Annotated in this window: 13 protein-coding genes and 1 pseudogene; 8 read left to right on the top strand and 6 right to left on the bottom strand. The window is 54.0% G+C overall.

Annotated elements, in window-relative coordinates:
* Positions 1-322 precede the first annotated feature (322 nt).
* The 3 genes and pseudogenes from ET810_RS09765 to ET810_RS09755 all read right to left on the bottom strand — a co-directional run bounded on the left by ET810_RS09765 (position 323) and on the right by ET810_RS09755 (position 3795).
* Complete coding sequence (locus ET810_RS09765; RefSeq protein WP_134316273.1) at positions 323-643, bottom strand: nucleotide pyrophosphohydrolase; 321 nt, start codon at positions 641-643, stop codon at positions 323-325.
* 7 nt (positions 644-650) lie between these two features.
* A pseudogene (locus ET810_RS09760) lies at positions 651-2090 on the bottom strand (DUF2075 domain-containing protein).
* A 493-nt stretch (positions 2091-2583) separates the two neighbouring features.
* Complete coding sequence (locus tag ET810_RS09755) at positions 2584-3795, bottom strand: MFS transporter (protein ID WP_134316272.1); 1212 nt, start codon at positions 3793-3795, stop codon at positions 2584-2586.
* Positions 3796-3851: 56 nt separating this feature from the next.
* Between ET810_RS09755 and ET810_RS09750 the strand changes: the two genes are divergently transcribed.
* Positions 3852-4811, top strand: a complete 960-nt coding sequence (locus ET810_RS09750) for a LysR family transcriptional regulator (protein WP_171487375.1) — start codon at positions 3852-3854, stop codon at positions 4809-4811.
* On the opposite strand, the gene ET810_RS09745 is transcribed toward ET810_RS09750, so the two are convergent.
* A complete protein-coding gene (locus tag ET810_RS09745) occupies positions 4786-5370 on the bottom strand; it encodes an NADPH-dependent FMN reductase (protein ID WP_087454718.1) in 585 nt (194 codons plus the stop codon). The genes ET810_RS09750 and ET810_RS09745 overlap by 26 nt on opposite strands.
* Positions 5371-5704: 334 nt before the next feature.
* Positions 5705-6307 carry a superoxide dismutase gene (locus tag ET810_RS09740; protein WP_087454717.1) on the bottom strand — a complete coding sequence of 201 codons (603 nt, stop codon included), beginning with the start codon at positions 6305-6307 and terminating at the stop codon, positions 5705-5707.
* 381 nt (positions 6308-6688) lie between these two features.
* Between ET810_RS09740 and msrA the strand changes: the two genes are divergently transcribed.
* Together msrA and ET810_RS09730 are read left to right on the top strand one after the other, a co-directional pair.
* Positions 6689-7363 (top strand): peptide-methionine (S)-S-oxide reductase MsrA, encoded by a 675-nt coding sequence (msrA, locus tag ET810_RS09735; RefSeq protein WP_087454716.1) that lies wholly within the window; start codon positions 6689-6691, stop codon positions 7361-7363.
* Positions 7364-7639: 276 nt separating this feature from the next.
* A complete protein-coding gene (locus ET810_RS09730) occupies positions 7640-8590 on the top strand; it encodes an L-lactate dehydrogenase (RefSeq protein ID WP_087454715.1) in 951 nt (316 codons plus the stop codon).
* A 144-nt stretch (positions 8591-8734) separates the two neighbouring features.
* Here ET810_RS09730 and ET810_RS09725 read toward each other — a convergent pair whose 3' ends face one another.
* Complete coding sequence (locus tag ET810_RS09725) at positions 8735-10021, bottom strand: thymidine phosphorylase (protein WP_134316271.1); 1287 nt, start codon at positions 10019-10021, stop codon at positions 8735-8737.
* Positions 10022-10217: 196 nt separating this feature from the next.
* Here ET810_RS09725 and ET810_RS09720 point away from each other — a divergent pair, with 196 nt between their 5' ends.
* The 5 genes from ET810_RS09720 to ET810_RS09700 all read left to right on the top strand — a co-directional run bounded on the left by ET810_RS09720 (position 10218) and on the right by ET810_RS09700 (position 15463).
* A complete protein-coding gene (locus tag ET810_RS09720) occupies positions 10218-10688 on the top strand; it encodes a cytidine deaminase (RefSeq protein ID WP_087454714.1) in 471 nt (156 codons plus the stop codon).
* 11 nt (positions 10689-10699) lie between these two features.
* Entirely contained in the window at positions 10700-11914 is a 1215-nt protein-coding gene (locus tag ET810_RS09715) for a NupC/NupG family nucleoside CNT transporter (RefSeq protein WP_134316270.1), read from the top strand.
* A 129-nt stretch (positions 11915-12043) separates the two neighbouring features.
* A complete protein-coding gene (locus ET810_RS09710; RefSeq protein ID WP_087454712.1) occupies positions 12044-12763 on the top strand; it encodes a glycerophosphodiester phosphodiesterase in 720 nt (239 codons plus the stop codon).
* A gap of 63 nt (positions 12764-12826) precedes the next feature.
* Positions 12827-13738, top strand: coding sequence for a DUF5926 family protein (locus ET810_RS09705; RefSeq protein WP_087454711.1), 912 nt, complete (start codon positions 12827-12829; stop codon positions 13736-13738).
* Between the two features lie 165 nt (positions 13739-13903).
* Positions 13904-15463, top strand: a complete 1560-nt coding sequence (locus tag ET810_RS09700; RefSeq protein WP_134316269.1) for an alanine/glycine:cation symporter family protein — start codon at positions 13904-13906, stop codon at positions 15461-15463.
* Positions 15464-15527: the final 64 nt, after the last annotated feature.

The raw sequence follows: 15527 nt of genomic DNA, 5'->3' as shown, positions 1-15527 counted from the left end.
TGCGTACCCTAGGCATGCTTTTCTAGTTATCGCATGCGTAATACCTGGGGATACATACGTGTCTGAAATTCGGATCGCAATGAACGACTCGGTAGTCGTAGTTTGTGCCACGATAGCAGTCATTTCGATGGGCTCATGTATGTGGGGGTGGCCCGTATCGTTCACACAGCTGGAGATTCACACCGCCTTGTGGGCTTTAGCAAGCCTCCTCGTTTTTGCGGTACTCGCATGGTTGATGTGGGTCTTGCTGCACCGCGCTACGACGGTGCACCTATGCGCTGGAACCTTGCCCAACACCTATTCGGTGACTCCTACGTGCTTTTTACGTCGTATTCTTTTTAGCGGGGTGTGTTTGGGCTGCAGGATATTTGATTGCTGTTTGTTTCATCTTATTGATTATGAGGTCATGCGGGTTCGACCCAAGTTCGTGCGCGAGAAGATACGCATAAGAGAGAACATCGGCTAATTCATCGCGCACAGCATTGATGTCTGTGACCTCATCATCCCACTGGAAACATTCCAAGAGTTCACCAGCCTCAATAGCTACTGATTTAGCCAGGTTGGCTGGACGGTGGAACTGCGCCCAGTTTCGTTCCTCACGGAAAGACAATAAGGCTCGTAATGTTTCATCCTGAGTAGACATGAATCAATTATCGCTTAGGTAGCGCATGAGAGGTGCCATATGAGCTGTTGACTTTTGCAGAAACATAGAGACCATGAATCCCGCGTGTGAGTAAAACATTCAACTCGTTACGGATTAGTTGGGCGCCTAAATCAATTTTTTCTTTGTTCAACGTGGTGCGTTTGTTAGTGGCATTTTTATTTGCGCTCTTAGAAGGACCAAAACGAATCTTTCCATCTCTGTAAATCACAGAAGGACCAAGGATAACCCCAGCGTAGTTGAGGTCGAATCCTTGAATAGTGAACGTGAGCCTATTTCATCGACTGTGTAGTCACGTTCAGCCCATGCCTGATGCGAGTATCTACGTTTCTGCGAAGGCGTAAGGCTTCGATTCGTCTCTAAGTTCCAAGGGATGGAGAAATCACCGATGGTTACATTCCACGTAGGGGAGCCATCGGTGGGTGCGGTACTGGAGTATTTCCAGTCAAAAGTCGCGATAAGACGTGATAGTCCTTGTTCTACTGAAGACGCTTTAGCCTTGACCTCAGTGTGCAAGGCGGTAGGAGAATCAAAAATCTTGATCTCGTAATTTTTAGAATCGCGGTTGTTTTCATTTAGTGAAATATCGCCGATGATACCGTCGTCGATGATGCTGCGGATCCAAGATACTGTTCCTGCATCCGCATCGATGCGCATTTGGTTTTTGAGATGGATGGTTTTTAGTCGTGCGTTTCTCTAATTCTTCGATAGCATGGTTTTCCCAATACTGATTGGTTTGTAGAATTTGTTTTTCGTCAAAGATTGCCACAACCACCCGGGCTCTTTCGAGGATGTCGAGTAGTTGATTTTTTCCTCGGTAAGATTGTTTTCCCTGAGTCCACAAAAGGTGAGCTTCGTCGATCAAGACGACGTCGATGTCGCTAGCTTTTTCCGGTGAATTGTTGTTGATGAACGTTGTAGGCCGACTAATACGTTTATCCCCACGTGGGACAATCATTAGTTTTTGTGCAATTTGCTGGTAAACAGTGAGCTGTTCGATGTGGTTAACCAATAAAAAGGCATTCCAAGGTTGGTAGTCCATGGGGTCGATAAAAGCATCACCAGGGTCTGAAGCAGAGGTCTTTCCCTGCGTTAGTTCATAGAAAAGGCTGCTGAGAAGTACAGTTTTCCCCGATCCAGCTTCGCCGTGAATTCTAATAAGTTGTCCGGTGGCATCAGAACGTAGAGCATCTTCGATAACGTGGAGAACTTCTTTTTTCGCCTCAATCTGCTCGCGAGTTAGTTTATGAAATGGTGAAGCTTTAAACAGTGCAGAATCTTTGATGACCTTTTCTGTGGGGAAAAAGACACTATCATGCGTCCGAAGGCCTTTCCATATTTTGGTGAAGACCTGATCAAAGTGTTCCTGGGTGTAGTACTTATTTTGTTGGTTGCCTCGGCTGTTAAGCACTGTACTTACAGTGTCCATTGACAACATGTAGTGAATTAGTCGATGTTCAATATCTAAGGTTAAAGACTTATTAAATAAAGGATGACCAACTACGTACATTTCTGCGGTGTTTGAATCAGCGAAATGCTGCCAATCGGGACGTTTTTGAAGTCCTTTTTTGACATGTTGGAGTGTACGGCGATGAATATCGGTGGTTTCCCCAACATAAACGCTGTAGGAGCTTGGTTTAGCACTAGAATTCGTAGATTTGTCGTGAATTATGTAGACAGTTGGGTAATCCAAGAGAAAAGTCGCGCGTGCAGCACCTGCAGGGGTGTCTTGATTCCGGAGGTTATTAATAAAAAGCGTCAGTTCGTCCTCGGCGTAAGGGACCTTTGCGATCTCAGGTTTTTGCATTCTCACCTAGGTCTCCTTAGCCACTGATGCAACAGTTAGTGCTTTTAGTGCACGGGAATATTTATCTATCGTAACAATTCTCCCACCTGCCCTTCTCCTCAGCGGCGGGGATGCTTCAGACCGCGAAGCGTCGTAAAGCAACTGCTATGCCTAAAAGTGCTAAGGTCCACAGGCTGAGCCAACCGATAAACCCATGCCAACTCAGTGAATCAAAAGCGTATCCGGACATCCATCCCACGACGGACGATCCAACGTAATAGCTGAGTAGATACATGCTTGCACCCGCAGCTCGGTGCGATGTGGCTATTAATCCCACCCAGCCGGATGCGATGGAATGGATGAGGAAGAACGCTGCTGTGAAGACGAACAATCCTATAAGCGTGAGCGCGAGGAAATCCCAGAGCATGAGGATCAGACCCAGAAGCATGGCAAGGGCACCGTACATCATTCCCTGACCGCGTCCTATACGTCTGGTCCATGCTCCTGCGCGAGCGGAACTCCACGTCCCCGCCAGATACATGAGGAATACAACGCCCACCAAGGCCTCGGAAAACCTGAATGTGTGGATCATGCGGAATCCGATGTAGTTATACACCGACACGGAAACGCCGAGGCTGATAAAAGCAGTGGCGAATAAAAGCGCCAGGGATGGCGTGGCCCAGTGGATGAGCATCGCTGAGCTTTCGTTTTTAATGCTCAACGTTCGTGGTTGGAATCGGCGCTGTTTGGGCAGCATGATTGCCATGGTTATCGCCATGGTGAAAGCGCATAGGGTTGTAGCAAACAAGGCCCATTGCCATGTGGTGACTTCAAGGAAAAGTGCGGGGATCAGCCTGCCTGAGAGGCCTCCTACTGTGTTGCCTGCGATATAAATTCCCATGGCCTTGGCTAGGTCTTCGGGATGAATCTCTTCGCTGAGCCAAGTCATTGCCACTGCTGGGACTCCGGCAATGAAAACGCCCTGGAGCGCGCGGAGGACAATAAGAACCCACATAGAGGACGCTAGTGGAAGACACAAGCCCAGCGTGGTGGCTAAAAGTGCAGAGATGACGAGAACCCGGCTACGCCCGAACCGTTCCGAGAGGATGGAAGCAGGAACTATACAGATCGCTAGGGCCCCTGTTGTTGCAGAGATGGTGAGTGCTGCTGTTGTGGGATTGACATCAAAGCTTGTCACAAGCCTGGGGAGGATAGCTTGTGTGCAATACAAGGCATTGAAGGTAGCAAGGCCTGCAGCTAGGGAGGCGACTACGGCGCGTCGGTAATCAGTGCTACCTTGACGCAGCCCTTCCGGTCCGGATGCTTGCGATGGCTCTGACAAAGGCATACATCTATGGTTGCTCACCTCTGAATATGTGTAAAATGAAAAAATAAGCAGAATTCATGCATTATGTACATGATTTGAACGGTGAGGTCTCTGTGAACATAAATAGTGAGGATCTTCGCAGCTTCATTGCCGTTGCAGACATGGGTCATGTGAGCGCGGTGGCTGATTCGCTTGGGATGTCGCAACCCACCCTTTCACGCAGGATCGCCCGCGTAGAACGAGCTTTTGGTGGCACGCTTTTTGAACGCAATGGCAGGGGTATTGAACTCAATATGCGAGGCCGCGTGGTTTTGCTGCACGCGCGCCGGGCGGATCAAGAACTTGTGAATGCGCGTAAAGAGGTGCAGAGATTGCTGGATCCGGAGCATGGTACGGTGCGCCTCGATTTCATGCATTCCTTGGGTACCTGGATGGTGCCAGATTTTCTTCGCGCCTACCGGGCGGAACACCCGCACGTGGACTTTCAGCTGCACCAAGGTGCAGCGCAGGACCTCACGAGCCGCGTACTTTCCGGAGAATCTGATCTTGCCCTTATAGCCCCACGCCCTAAGCTTTTCGACGCTCCCTCTGGTTGGGCACCTCTCTTTTCGCAGCGCTTGGCTCTCGCAATCCCGCTCGACCATCCACTCGCAAGGAAGAACTCACCCATCAGGCTGGAGGAAGCTCGCGATGTTCCCTTTGTGGGAATGCTGCCGGGATTTGGTACTCGTATGCTTCTCGACGACCTCGCCCACCGTGCCGGTTTTACGCCACGGTTAGTTTTTGAGTCGATGGAGCTTACTACGGTGATAGGCCTGGTTGGGGCGGGATTGGGAGTTGGTCTGGTGCCTCTAGACGACCCCTACCTGGTGCCCAAGAATGTGGTGTTGCGTCCCCTCACTCCGGTGGCCAAGCGGGAGCTTGGCATGGTGTGGCGGAAAGAATCGCAGCCAGCGCCTGCGGTCGAGCAATTCCGCACGTTTATCCTCGACCGCAGTCCCGCGCTTGTGGCTAGCGCTTACGCGGGTTTGTCTTAACTAGTTCCACAAAGGTGTCAAGGTAGCGCTGGATGAACGCGCGGGTGTCTTCGTTGGAGATGGCGCCGTTGTCGTCGATAAGCGTATTGGACTGGCCGATGAATGCCTCTGGCTGGCCGGTGAGCGGCATTGCAAAGTATGAAAGCGCGAGGCGGAGGTTCTTGTGAGAGCTGTAGCCGCCCATGCGTCCGACCGAATGGCTAATGATTCCACCTGGTAGGCCCGTCCAGGCAACGTCGCTATTGGGCTTGGATCCGACGTCAATGGCGTTTTTGAGGCAGGCGGGGATCGTGCGATTGTTTTCTGCGGTGACAAAGAGGACTGCGTCGGAGGCTTTGAGCTCTTCCCGGAAGATTGTGTAGGTCTCTGGCAGGGGCTTGGAAGCCATGGCTGGGTCGTCGTAGTCGGCATCATAGAGCGGTAGATCACGGATTTCTAGGATGCTGGAATCCCAGTCGCTGGGGAGCATCTCGATGGCGTTGAGTGCGATCTTGCGGGCAAAAGAGCCTTCGCGGAGGCTGCCGACGAGGACGCTGACCTTGGTTGATGCGGTAGACATGTTGGTATAAAATCTCCCGGATAGAAAAACTAAAAATAATACTTGCAGCGAGTCTATGCGCGTAGTATCTTCAAGTTCAAGCCATTGAATAATAGTGTTCCATTGACTTAGTTCTTTCCACTCTTTTCATGTTCCGCCAAGCAGATTGAGGAGGCTCGTAGCGCTCAAAGTTGTCTGGTCTATTCCTTAGTTGAGATATGCCTAGCCCCTAGGCGAGCGGTGTGGCTCATGCCTAGGGGCTAGGCATCGCGACGGCGATGTTGTATACCGTCTTCACGTTTTTGTGCTGGCAGAAGCGTGAAGACGGTTGCCTGTGCATTGCTGCACTGGTGGGTTACTTAGTTGCGGCCTCGTAACGTGCTGCAACATCCTCCCAGTTGAAGACGTTCCATACTGCCTTAACGTAGTCAGCCTTGACGTTCTTGTACTGCAGATAGAAAGCGTGCTCCCACATGTCGAGCATGAGCAGTGGGGTGAGGTTAGCGGAGATGTTGCCCTGCTGGTCGGTAAGCTGCTCGATGACTAGGCGCTCGCCAACGTGGTCGTAGCCAAGCACTGCCCAGCCGGAGCCCTGCAGGCCGAGAGCTGCTGCGGAGAAGTGCTCCTTGAACTTGTCAAAGGAACCGAATTCAGCGCTGATTGCCTCTGCGAGTGCGCCGGTTGGCTCGCCGCCACCATTCGGGGAGAGGTTCTTCCAGAAGATGGAGTGGTTGGTGTGGCCGCCGAGGTTAAAGGCGAGGTCCTTGGTAAGGGCGGTAACGGCGACGCCGATGTAGCCGTTACCGCGGGCGTCGGCAAGCTTCTCCAGGGCTGTGTTAGCACCGTTTACGTAGTTTGCGTGGTGCTTGGAGTGATGTAGCTCCATGATCTCGGCAGCGATGTGAGGCTCGAGAGCATCGTAAGCGTAATCAAGTTCGGGCAGTTCATACTTAGCCATTGCCGTGGTCCTTTCGTTGAGGTGAGCGCCACGCGCACTTCGAGGTGTGATCGGACCAAAGAAACTTGGTCATGCGCGTGAGACGACTTGACCCCATGATAGGACAAACCTGGATTATCGCAACGTTAATCTATTGAAATTCCAATAAGTTTGCCACGGGTGAACACCGCGGGTGTGCGGATAGGGTGCGAGTGGGGTGTGGCTAGGAGGCGTGGAAGCCTGGCCAAAAACTTCATGGTGGGAAATAAAACAATCCGACTCGGGGTTGTGCACCGTATAAATAAATAACCGCACAGTCAGGAAGGATGCCGTTCAAGGCGGCATGGTCTGCGCGGTGTGCATGCATGTAACGGCGTACATACAGAAGGAATGGAGAAGAAGATGGGTTGGTTGTTTGGTTCCGCACCGAAGATGGTTGCTGATAACGAGGCGCTCAAGGGTGGATCGCAGCCAGTGCTGTCGCACCCGCGCCCGCATGCGGTATTGCGCACCCCCATTACTGGCCCGTGGAAAGAGGGGCAAGAAGTACTTTATGTGGGCATTGGCTGCTACTGGGGCGCGGAGAAAATGTTCTGGGAGACCGCAGGGGTTGAGTCCACGTCTGTAGGCTTTGCCGGCGGCATTACCCCGAACCCCACCTACCGTGAGGTGTGCAGCGGGCGCACCAACCACACCGAGATCGTGGAAATTGTTTATGATCCAGCCGTAGTGAGCTTTGACGAGCTCGTGGTCAAAGCAATGGAAGCACACGACCCCACGCAGGGTTATCGCCAGGGGAATGACGTGGGAACGCAGTATCGGTCTGCTATCTATACAGCTGGGCCCAACGCTACCGCACAGGCCGCGCGTGCCCGGGAGATTGCAGAGCATTACGCCCGCAAGCTTGCCGACGCCGGACACGGGCGCATCACCACAGAGATTCTCCCGCTTGCAGACACTCCCGCCGGCACGTACTACAGGGCTGAAGACGAGCATCAGCAGTATCTGTACAAAAATCCGGCAGGCTATTGCCCGCATCATTCCACGGGTCTTGCCTGTGGGATTCCCGGCGCTTAAATCCTGAGTTTCGCTTTGCCGCCACCCCGATAATGAATGACGTCGGGGTGGCTTTTGCTGTGGAGGCGTTGGATCTGGAGGGGCGTCGAGAAGCTTGTTAGGGTAGGGGCTGCAAAGCTCGATGAAAATGGGTGAAAACGGAACCCGAACGGAATTCAATAGTGTGAAATAAGTATCACATCGGGCATGATCCCACAATATCGGGCATAATTGGCAATGGAAGGCTAGAGAAACTCACAAGATTCGCCTCTGGCGGGGGCGCTAAGGAAGGTAGCCATGAAGGATATCGTCGGAAACAAGGTCGTGCTCATCGGTGCAGGTGATGTGGGAGTCGCCTATGCGTATGCGTTGGTTAACCAGGGAACCGTCGATCATCTGGCCATTATTGATATTGATGAAAAGAAGCTCGAAGGCAACGTCATGGACCTCAACCATGGTGTTGTGTGGGCTTCCTCTCGCACCAGGGTTACCAAGGGCACCTATGCGGACTGCGAAGATGCGGCCATGGTCGTGATCTGCGCGGGGGCTGCGCAGAAGCCCGGTGAAACCCGCCTGCAGCTCGTGGACAAGAACATGAAGATCATGAAGTCCATCGTCGACGAGATCATGGCCAATAACTTCGATGGCATCCTTCTTGTGGCATCTAACCCCGTGGACATCCTTGCTTATGCTGCGTGGAAGTATTCGGGGCTGGATTGGCATCGCGTGATCGGCTCGGGCACGGTCCTCGACTCCGCACGCTTCCGCTACATGCTTGGTGAGCGCTATGAAGTCGCACCCAGCTCGATCCACGCGTATATCATCGGCGAGCACGGCGATACAGAGCTTCCGGTTCTTTCTTCGGCCACCGTTGCGGGTGTATCCATGCGCCGCCAGCTGGAGAAAAACCCCGGTTTGGATGCCGAACTAGAGAAGATCTTCGAGGAAACCCGCGACGCCGCTTACGCCATTATCGACGCCAAAGGCTCCACCTCTTATGGCATTGGCATGGGGCTCGCCCGTATTACGCGCGCAGTAATCCATAACCAGGAGGTTGCGTTGCCTGTGTCGGCTCTCCTACAGGGCGAATATGGGCAGGAGAATATCTATATTGGCACGCCGGCTGTGATTAATCGTGGTGGTATCAACCGAGTGGTGGAGCTTGAGCTCACTGACCATGAGATGGAGCGATTCACTCACTCAGCAGATACCTTGCGTGACATTCAGGGGCAGTTCTTCCCGGCTTAAGCTGATCAGCTTTGGGAGCTAAAAACCTGCATTTCCATAGACAATCATGCGGTGTGGGCATGATTGCGGGCGCAATGTCTATGGAAATGCAGGTTTAGTGCGTGTTTGGCTGAGTTCGCCGCAGCTTTCGCCGCGCCGAACAGGCTAGCTGATTCGGTCGAGAATGACCGAGGTGCGTGGGGCCGGGGCCTCGTCGCCGATCTTTACGCCGGGTTCGAGAGATTCTAGGGCGCGGTCGAAGCGATCTTCATCATCGGTGTGGAGGGTGAAGAGTTTTTGGCCCTTTGTTACCTTCTCGCCGAGTCCTGCATGAATCTCGATGCCAGCGCCGAGCTGGACTGGGTCTTCCTTGCGGGCGCGTCCTGCACCAAGTCGCCAGCTGGCTACACCTAGTGCGAGGGCATCCATTTCCGTGAGGTAGCCGTTGCGGTCGGCGGTGATCTCGTGGGTGTGGCGTGCGGTGGGGAGGGCAGCGTCGGGGTCGCCGCCCTGTGCACGGATCATCTTCTTCCAGGAATCCATCGCGCGGCCGTCGGCAAGCGCTTCATGCACGTCGGGGTCGTGGATACCGGCGAGCTCAAGCATTTCTGTTGCAAGGGCGCAGGTGAGCTCTATGACGTCGGAAGGTCCGCCACCTGCGAGGACTTCTACGGACTCGCGAACTTCCAGGGCGTTGCCGATGGTGCGGCCTAGCGGGACGGACATGTCGGTGAGGAGTGCGACCATGTTGGTTCCGGCGTCGCGTCCGAGGTCAACCATGGTTCGGGCGAGCTCGCGGGCCTGGTCAAGTTCCTTCATAAAGGCACCGGAACCGACTTTGACGTCGAGGACAAGGTTTGCGGTTCCTTCGGCGATCTTTTTACTCATGATGGAGCTGGCGATCAGTGGGATGCAGTCGACGGTAGCGGTGATGTCGCGCAGTGCATAGATCTTCTTGTCTGCAGGTGCTAAGCCTGCTCCCGCGGCGCATACGACGCAGCCGGGGTCTTCCAGGATCTTCATCATGCGGGCGTTATCTATGTCGGCTTCCCAGCCGGGGATGGTTTCTAGCTTGTCTAGGGTTCCGCCGGTGTGCCCTAGTCCTCTGCCCGAGAGCTGCGGCACGGCAACGCCGTAGCTGGCAACGAGTGGCGCGAGGGGGAGGGTGATTTTATCGCCAACGCCGCCGGTGGAGTGCTTGTCTGTGGTGGGGCGGGAAAGGCTGGCAAAGCTCATGGTCTCGCCGGAGTCGATCATGGCTTGGGTCCACTGGACGATTTCTTCTCGATCCATACCGTTGAGGAATATTGCCATGTTGAGGGCGGCCATTTGGTCGTCGCCGACGATACCGCGAGTGTAGGCATCGATGATCCAGTCGATTTGCCCCTTGCTCAGCTTTCCTTTATCCCGCTTTGTGCGGATGACGTCTACGGCGTCGAACTTCTCGGCCACGGTAATCACCTTCCATTGGAGCTGTTAAGGCTTAGGAAGTGTTAGATGGCAACTCGGCTAGAGTACCCCCAGAGTACTCACATTATGCTGTGGAACACTTCTCTTAACCTATTGTGCGATTTGACATTCTTGATTATCATCACTGGTAGCACGAATGTCAAGGGTTAAAAGCACAAATGTAAAAGGATGTGGTGACATGACCACCGAGGCTACAACCACTGGTCAGACCGCCTGCGCGACCTCGGGAACCGGTGCAACGTGGACCGACGACAAGCTCCTTGCGGAAGCCCGAATTGCTGCCCAACGTTCCTACTCGCCGTATTCACATTTTCCGGTCGGCGCGGCACTTTTGCTTGACGACGGCCGCCTCATCCACGGATGCAACTTTGAAAACGCATCCTATGGATTAACCATTTGTGCTGAGCGTAACGGAATTGGTGGCGCAATTGTAGGGGGACAGCCGCGCTCGGGCGATGAAGTTCCATTCCGCATTGAGGCGGTGGCCATCGTCGGTAAAGCCGGGGAGCCGTGCTGGCCCTGTGGCGCGTGCCGCCAGGTTCTCCGCGAGTTCAATTGTCAGCGCGTCATCGTGGAAGACGGTGACAATTCCCTCAGCGTTGACTTTGCCACAATTCTTCCGCATTCCTTCGGCCCAGAATCTCTATAAGGGGACACATAATGGAAAGGCTTCAGGGACTTTTAGGAATCGTAGCGATCCTAGGATTGCTCATTCTCTTTTCCCGCGCACGCAAACAGATCAACTGGCGGACCCTCGGGGTAGGCCTGGCATTGCAAGTTCTGCTGTCACTGCTCGTTCTCAAGTGGAGTGTGGGCTTTAATGCAATGAAGTCGGTATCCAAAGGGCTGCAGAAGCTCACCGACTTTACCAACGAGGGCACATCCTTTGTCTTCGGATCGCTCTTTAGTACTGAGAACTCCTTTGTTTTTGCTCTCAACGTGCTGCCGGTGATCATCTTCCTTGGTGCTATCATCGGCGCTTTGTACTACTTCCGAGTGATCCAATTCTTCGTGGACATCGTCGGCGGCGCATTAAAGTGGCTGTTGGGAACGTCCAAGGTGGAATCGGTATGGGCGGCGACGGTGATTTTCTTGGGCCAATCCGAGGCGCCTTTGGTGATTCAGCCGTACCTGAAAAAGCTCACTCGCTCCGAGATGTTTACCTGTATGACGGGTGGTTTCGCCTCCGTAGCGGGTTCGACCCTCATCGGTTATTCCTTGCTTGGTGCCCCGCTGGAGTACCTCCTCGCAGCCAGTGTGATGAACGCGCCGGGTTCTATTCTTGTGGCTAAGGCCTTCATGCCGGAAACAGAGAAATCGACTCTTGATACTAGTGTCCGCGATGTACGCGATACTGAGAGCAAAAACGTTGTCGACGCCATCGGTCGTGGTGCCATGAGTGGTGGCCAGATCGCCGTTGCTGTGGGCTGCTTGCTCATTGCCTTCATCGCGATGATTTCTATGCTTTCTGCGATCTTGGGTGGCATCGGCAGTCTCTTTGATCAAGAGGGATGGTCCTTGGAAGGGCTCTTTGGCGTGCTGTTCTCTCCTGTTGCGTGGCTTATCGGTGCACCTTGGAGCGAAGCCCATCTCGTGGGATCCTTCATCGGCGAGAAGACCATTATTAACGAGTTTGTGGGCTACACCAGCTTTGGTGCCAACCTGGAGAACCTGTCGCCGAAGTCCATCATGGTCAGTACTTTCGCCCTCGCAGGCTTTGCCAATATCGGCTCCATCGCAATTCAGATCGGTGCACTCGGAGGTCTTGTTCCGGAGCGTCGTGGTGAAGTCGCCAAGCTTGCTCCACTAGCCCTCATCACTGGTTTTGCTACCAACATGCTCAACGCGGCAATTGTTGGTGTGGTCGCTATGTAAATAAGGTGCTGTGGGTTTGAGTAGGCACGTGAGCCGGGTCTCTTCTTAGGAAGGGCCCGGCTTTGTGCAAGGTAGTCTAAGGAAAGAAAGGAAGTACCACAGAACAAGGTATGAGAATAGGGGTGTGACGTGCAGATTATCGCCCATCGAGGCTTTAGATCGGCGTATCCTGAGATGACTGCCCAGGCCTTTGAAAAGGCGCTGGAGCTTCCCATTCATGGAGTTGAATGCGATGTCCGTTTAACGAGCGACGGACACGTGGTCTGCCACCATGATCGAACTTTGTTGCGCACCGCCGGTGAGAAGACGCAGGTATCTACTGCCACCCTGCAACAGTTGCGTCATGCCAACATCGGGACCAGTGAGAATCCGCAGCGCATTCTTACTCTTGATGAGCTTCTGGACATTGTGCTCGCCTACCCAGACAAACACCTTTATGTGGAGACTAAACACCCGCTGCGCTACGGCGCGATGCTAGAGGAAAGCATCGCCATGCGCTTGCGCTACCGGGGGCTGCTCGCAGACCCGCGGATTCACCTTATTTCCTTCTCACATGCGTCGATAAGCAGGATACGTCGGCTGGTTCCGGGCATTGACGCGATTTATCTGCGGAGGGAATGGGAGGCTCGCTACAACCCTTTGGATGTTGCGCCGTCGCACCCGACAGCTCGGGGACTCTCCATCGCTCATGCGAAGTTGCGTCCGGGATTGGTCGGGAGGAAAGGCCAGAGGACATATATATGGACTGTGAATGAGCGTGAGGATATGCGATGGGCGCTTGAGCATGGCGTCGATATGATCGCTACCGATTACCCCGATATTGCTCTTGAGGTAGTGCGTGGCGGATAAGCGTCTCAAGGTGAAGAAACCCTGAGGCGGTGTTGAGGACTTACTACCGGTAAGTTGTGTGGCATGGCTAAGAAGAACAAAAAGAAGGAACAGCTTCCTGAGGGCATGAGCCGTCGTCAGGCTAAGCTTGCTGCTCGCGCTGCAGAACATGCGGCATTTGAGCGCGACCCGCGTCCGTACGGCGGATTCGCTTTTGAGACGGATCTGGTGGCTATGCAGGAATTCGTGCCTTCCGCAGTGGCTAAGGTTACGGTTGAGGGCCTCGGCGAAGTATCGCTGTGCACGGTTTTGCCAGGTGGCAGCGCGGCATTGGTGCGCGAAGAGTCAGTAGGGGGAGACGTCCTCGTCGCTCTGCAGACCCAGGCCCGTTCCAATAATCCGAATCGTGACCTGGCCTATGCCCTGAACTGGGCGAAGAGCGCTAAGCCAGGGGAGACCTTGGCTCGTGCTGTGGCAGATGGCACGGAGCCAAGACTGAACGAGCTGCTTAGTGCTGATCAGGAGATCGAGATCACCGAGTTCAGCGATTTCAACTGGTGGATTCCAGAGGGTACCGCCGTGAGCCCCATGCATGCTCAGGCAATCCAGGCGGCTAACGACTCCGTTTTGCCTTCGCACCGTGTGGAGGCAGACGTTCCAGGAACCGTATGGTGGATTAACCCAGGCCAGAAGGCTCACATCCGGTGGGTGCGCGGCGAGGAAGAAGACACGTTGTTGCGTGCACTTGCCCGCATCGCTGCTCGTGGGGAGCTAAAGCTTGGCGACGAAACCAAGTTTGCCGGCGTTTTCCGTACCCACGGACTCGCCGTTCCGGTATGGGATCTGGATCCTGAGCGCTCTCACGAGGATTATGCCGCCGATCTTGTGGCTTTGAACGAGAAGATTGAGGCTGAGCTGGGCAATGACTCTCAGCTGAACCCCGATGAGCGTCGCCAGCTGGAGAACATCAAGTCTCGCCAGGTGACTATTCGCTAGACGGCGTTAGGCAACGTTAGACAGTGGTTGACTGGGGGCACGTTTTCAGAGTATTCGTGCCCCCACATGGTGGCGTTTTTCTCGGAATCAGTGCATTCCGGGCCATCGTGGTGCATGATGTATAAATCCTCAAAAAGAGATGCCAATCACATCTAGGGAGTTTATATGGCTGATGCACTGAATACTCTGAACTCAATAATCTGGTCTCCAGCGCTTGTGTTTTTGTGCTTGGCTGCCGGCATCTACTTCACCATCGCCACCCGTTTTGTGCAGCTTCGGGGTCTTCCAGACATGCTCCGTCAGCTGCGGCGCGGTGAAAAATCGGAAAACGGTGTCTCCTCTTTTCAATCGTTGATGATGTCCCTTGCTGGTCGCGTGGGTGTGGGCAATATTGCTGGTGTGGCTACAGCTATCGCATTCGGTGGCCCCGGCGCAGTGTTCTGGATGTGGATGGTTGCCTTTTTGGGTGCCTCAACATCTTTTGTGGAATGTACCCTCGCCCAGATCTATAAAGAGCAAGACCGCGACACTGGCGAGTACCGCGGTGGTCCGGCGTTTTATCTGGAAAAGGCGTATCGCCACACCAAGGCTGCTCCTTTCATGCTGGTCTACGGCATTGTCTTTGCCGTTGCGATGATTTTTTCCACCAGCTACTTTCTCCCTGGAATCCAGGCGAACGGCGTGGCTGCGGCGGTCAATAATGCATGGGGAGTGGATGTAAAGATTACTGCTGTGGTACTTGCGGTGGTGCTTGCTCTGATCATTATCGGCGGTGTGAAGCGTATCGCGAACTTTGCCACGATGGTGGTGCCGGCCATGGCTGTTGTTTATATCGCGGTTGCCATCGTCATCTTGTTCATGAACTTTGATCAGATTCCTCACGTCTTTGGGCTGATTTTTAAGTCTGCTTTTAATGCTGAAGCCACATTCTCGGGACTCTTTGGATCGGCGATCATGTGGGGTGTCCGTCGTGGCATTTACTCCAATGAGGCTGGTCAGGGTACCGGTCCGCAGGCTGCCGCCGCTGCGGAAGTCTCGCATCCGGCAAAGCAGGGCTTCGCGCAAGCGTTCGCCGTGTACGTCGATACGCTTTTTGTGTGTTCTGCAACGGCATTCATCATCATCTCGACCGATATGTACAAGGTATTTTCCGGCGAGAGTGAAGAGGGCGCGGTTATTTACCAGGGTTCGCTGCCTGATGGTGTTCCGGTGGGGCCGGGGTTTGTGCAGTCGGGTCTTGATTCGGTTGCTTCGGGTCTGGGGCCGTCGTTTATTGCGGTCGCTATTATGTTCTTCGCTTTTACCACGGTGGTTGCGTATTACTACCTGTCGGAGACCAATTTTGCGTATCTAAATCGTTGGGTGCACAGCAAGGGTCTGCGTAGGGTTATTATCTGGGCGCTTCGGTCACTCATGATTGTGTCTGTGATTATTGGCGCGACCTCCACTCCTGGCGCGGCGTGGACGCTGGGCGATATTGGAGTGGGTACTACTGCGTGGCTTAACGTTATCGGAATACTCATTTTGCAGGTGCCTGCACTTAAGTGCTTGCGCGATTATTACCGGCAAAAGAAAGCCGGGTTGGAACCGGACTTTGATCCGGATGCCGTGGGCATTAAGAATGCCGATTTCTGGGTTGAGCGTAAGAAGCGTCGTGAGGCGGTTGGCGCGGAGCGTGGCGCTCACATCGATCCCCGGCTTGGCGACGCACCCTACGAACCTTAAACCTTAACCTTTAACGGGCACTCCACTGTGGGTGCCCGTTTTTGTGTGCCAGGTAACAGGGTCA

Source organism: Corynebacterium silvaticum, assembly GCF_004382825.2.
Taxonomy (GTDB): Bacteria; Actinomycetota; Actinomycetes; order Mycobacteriales; family Mycobacteriaceae; genus Corynebacterium; species Corynebacterium silvaticum.
Note: the sequence above shows the minus strand (reverse complement) of the source record. Positions and strands in the feature narration are given on the sequence as shown.

Coding starts and splice junctions, on each gene's coding strand:
- ET810_RS09745 (WP_087454718.1), bottom strand. CDS start 5,370: ATGTCTACCGCATCAACCAAGGTCAGCGTCCTCGTCGGCAGCCTCCGC.
- ET810_RS09730 (WP_087454715.1), top strand. CDS start 7,640: ATGAAGGATATCGTCGGAAACAAGGTCGTGCTCATCGGTGCAGGTGAT.
- ET810_RS09740 (WP_087454717.1), bottom strand. CDS start 6,307: ATGGCTAAGTATGAACTGCCCGAACTTGATTACGCTTACGATGCTCTC.
- ET810_RS09715 (WP_134316270.1), top strand. CDS start 10,700: ATGGAAAGGCTTCAGGGACTTTTAGGAATCGTAGCGATCCTAGGATTG.
- ET810_RS09705 (WP_087454711.1), top strand. CDS start 12,827: ATGGCTAAGAAGAACAAAAAGAAGGAACAGCTTCCTGAGGGCATGAGC.
- ET810_RS09720 (WP_087454714.1), top strand. CDS start 10,218: ATGACCACCGAGGCTACAACCACTGGTCAGACCGCCTGCGCGACCTCG.
- msrA (WP_087454716.1), top strand. CDS start 6,689: ATGGGTTGGTTGTTTGGTTCCGCACCGAAGATGGTTGCTGATAACGAG.
- ET810_RS09750 (WP_171487375.1), top strand. CDS start 3,852: ATGCATTATGTACATGATTTGAACGGTGAGGTCTCTGTGAACATAAAT.
- ET810_RS09755 (WP_134316272.1), bottom strand. CDS start 3,795: ATGCCTTTGTCAGAGCCATCGCAAGCATCCGGACCGGAAGGGCTGCGT.
- ET810_RS09700 (WP_134316269.1), top strand. CDS start 13,904: ATGGCTGATGCACTGAATACTCTGAACTCAATAATCTGGTCTCCAGCG.
- ET810_RS09765 (WP_134316273.1), bottom strand. CDS start 643: ATGTCTACTCAGGATGAAACATTACGAGCCTTATTGTCTTTCCGTGAG.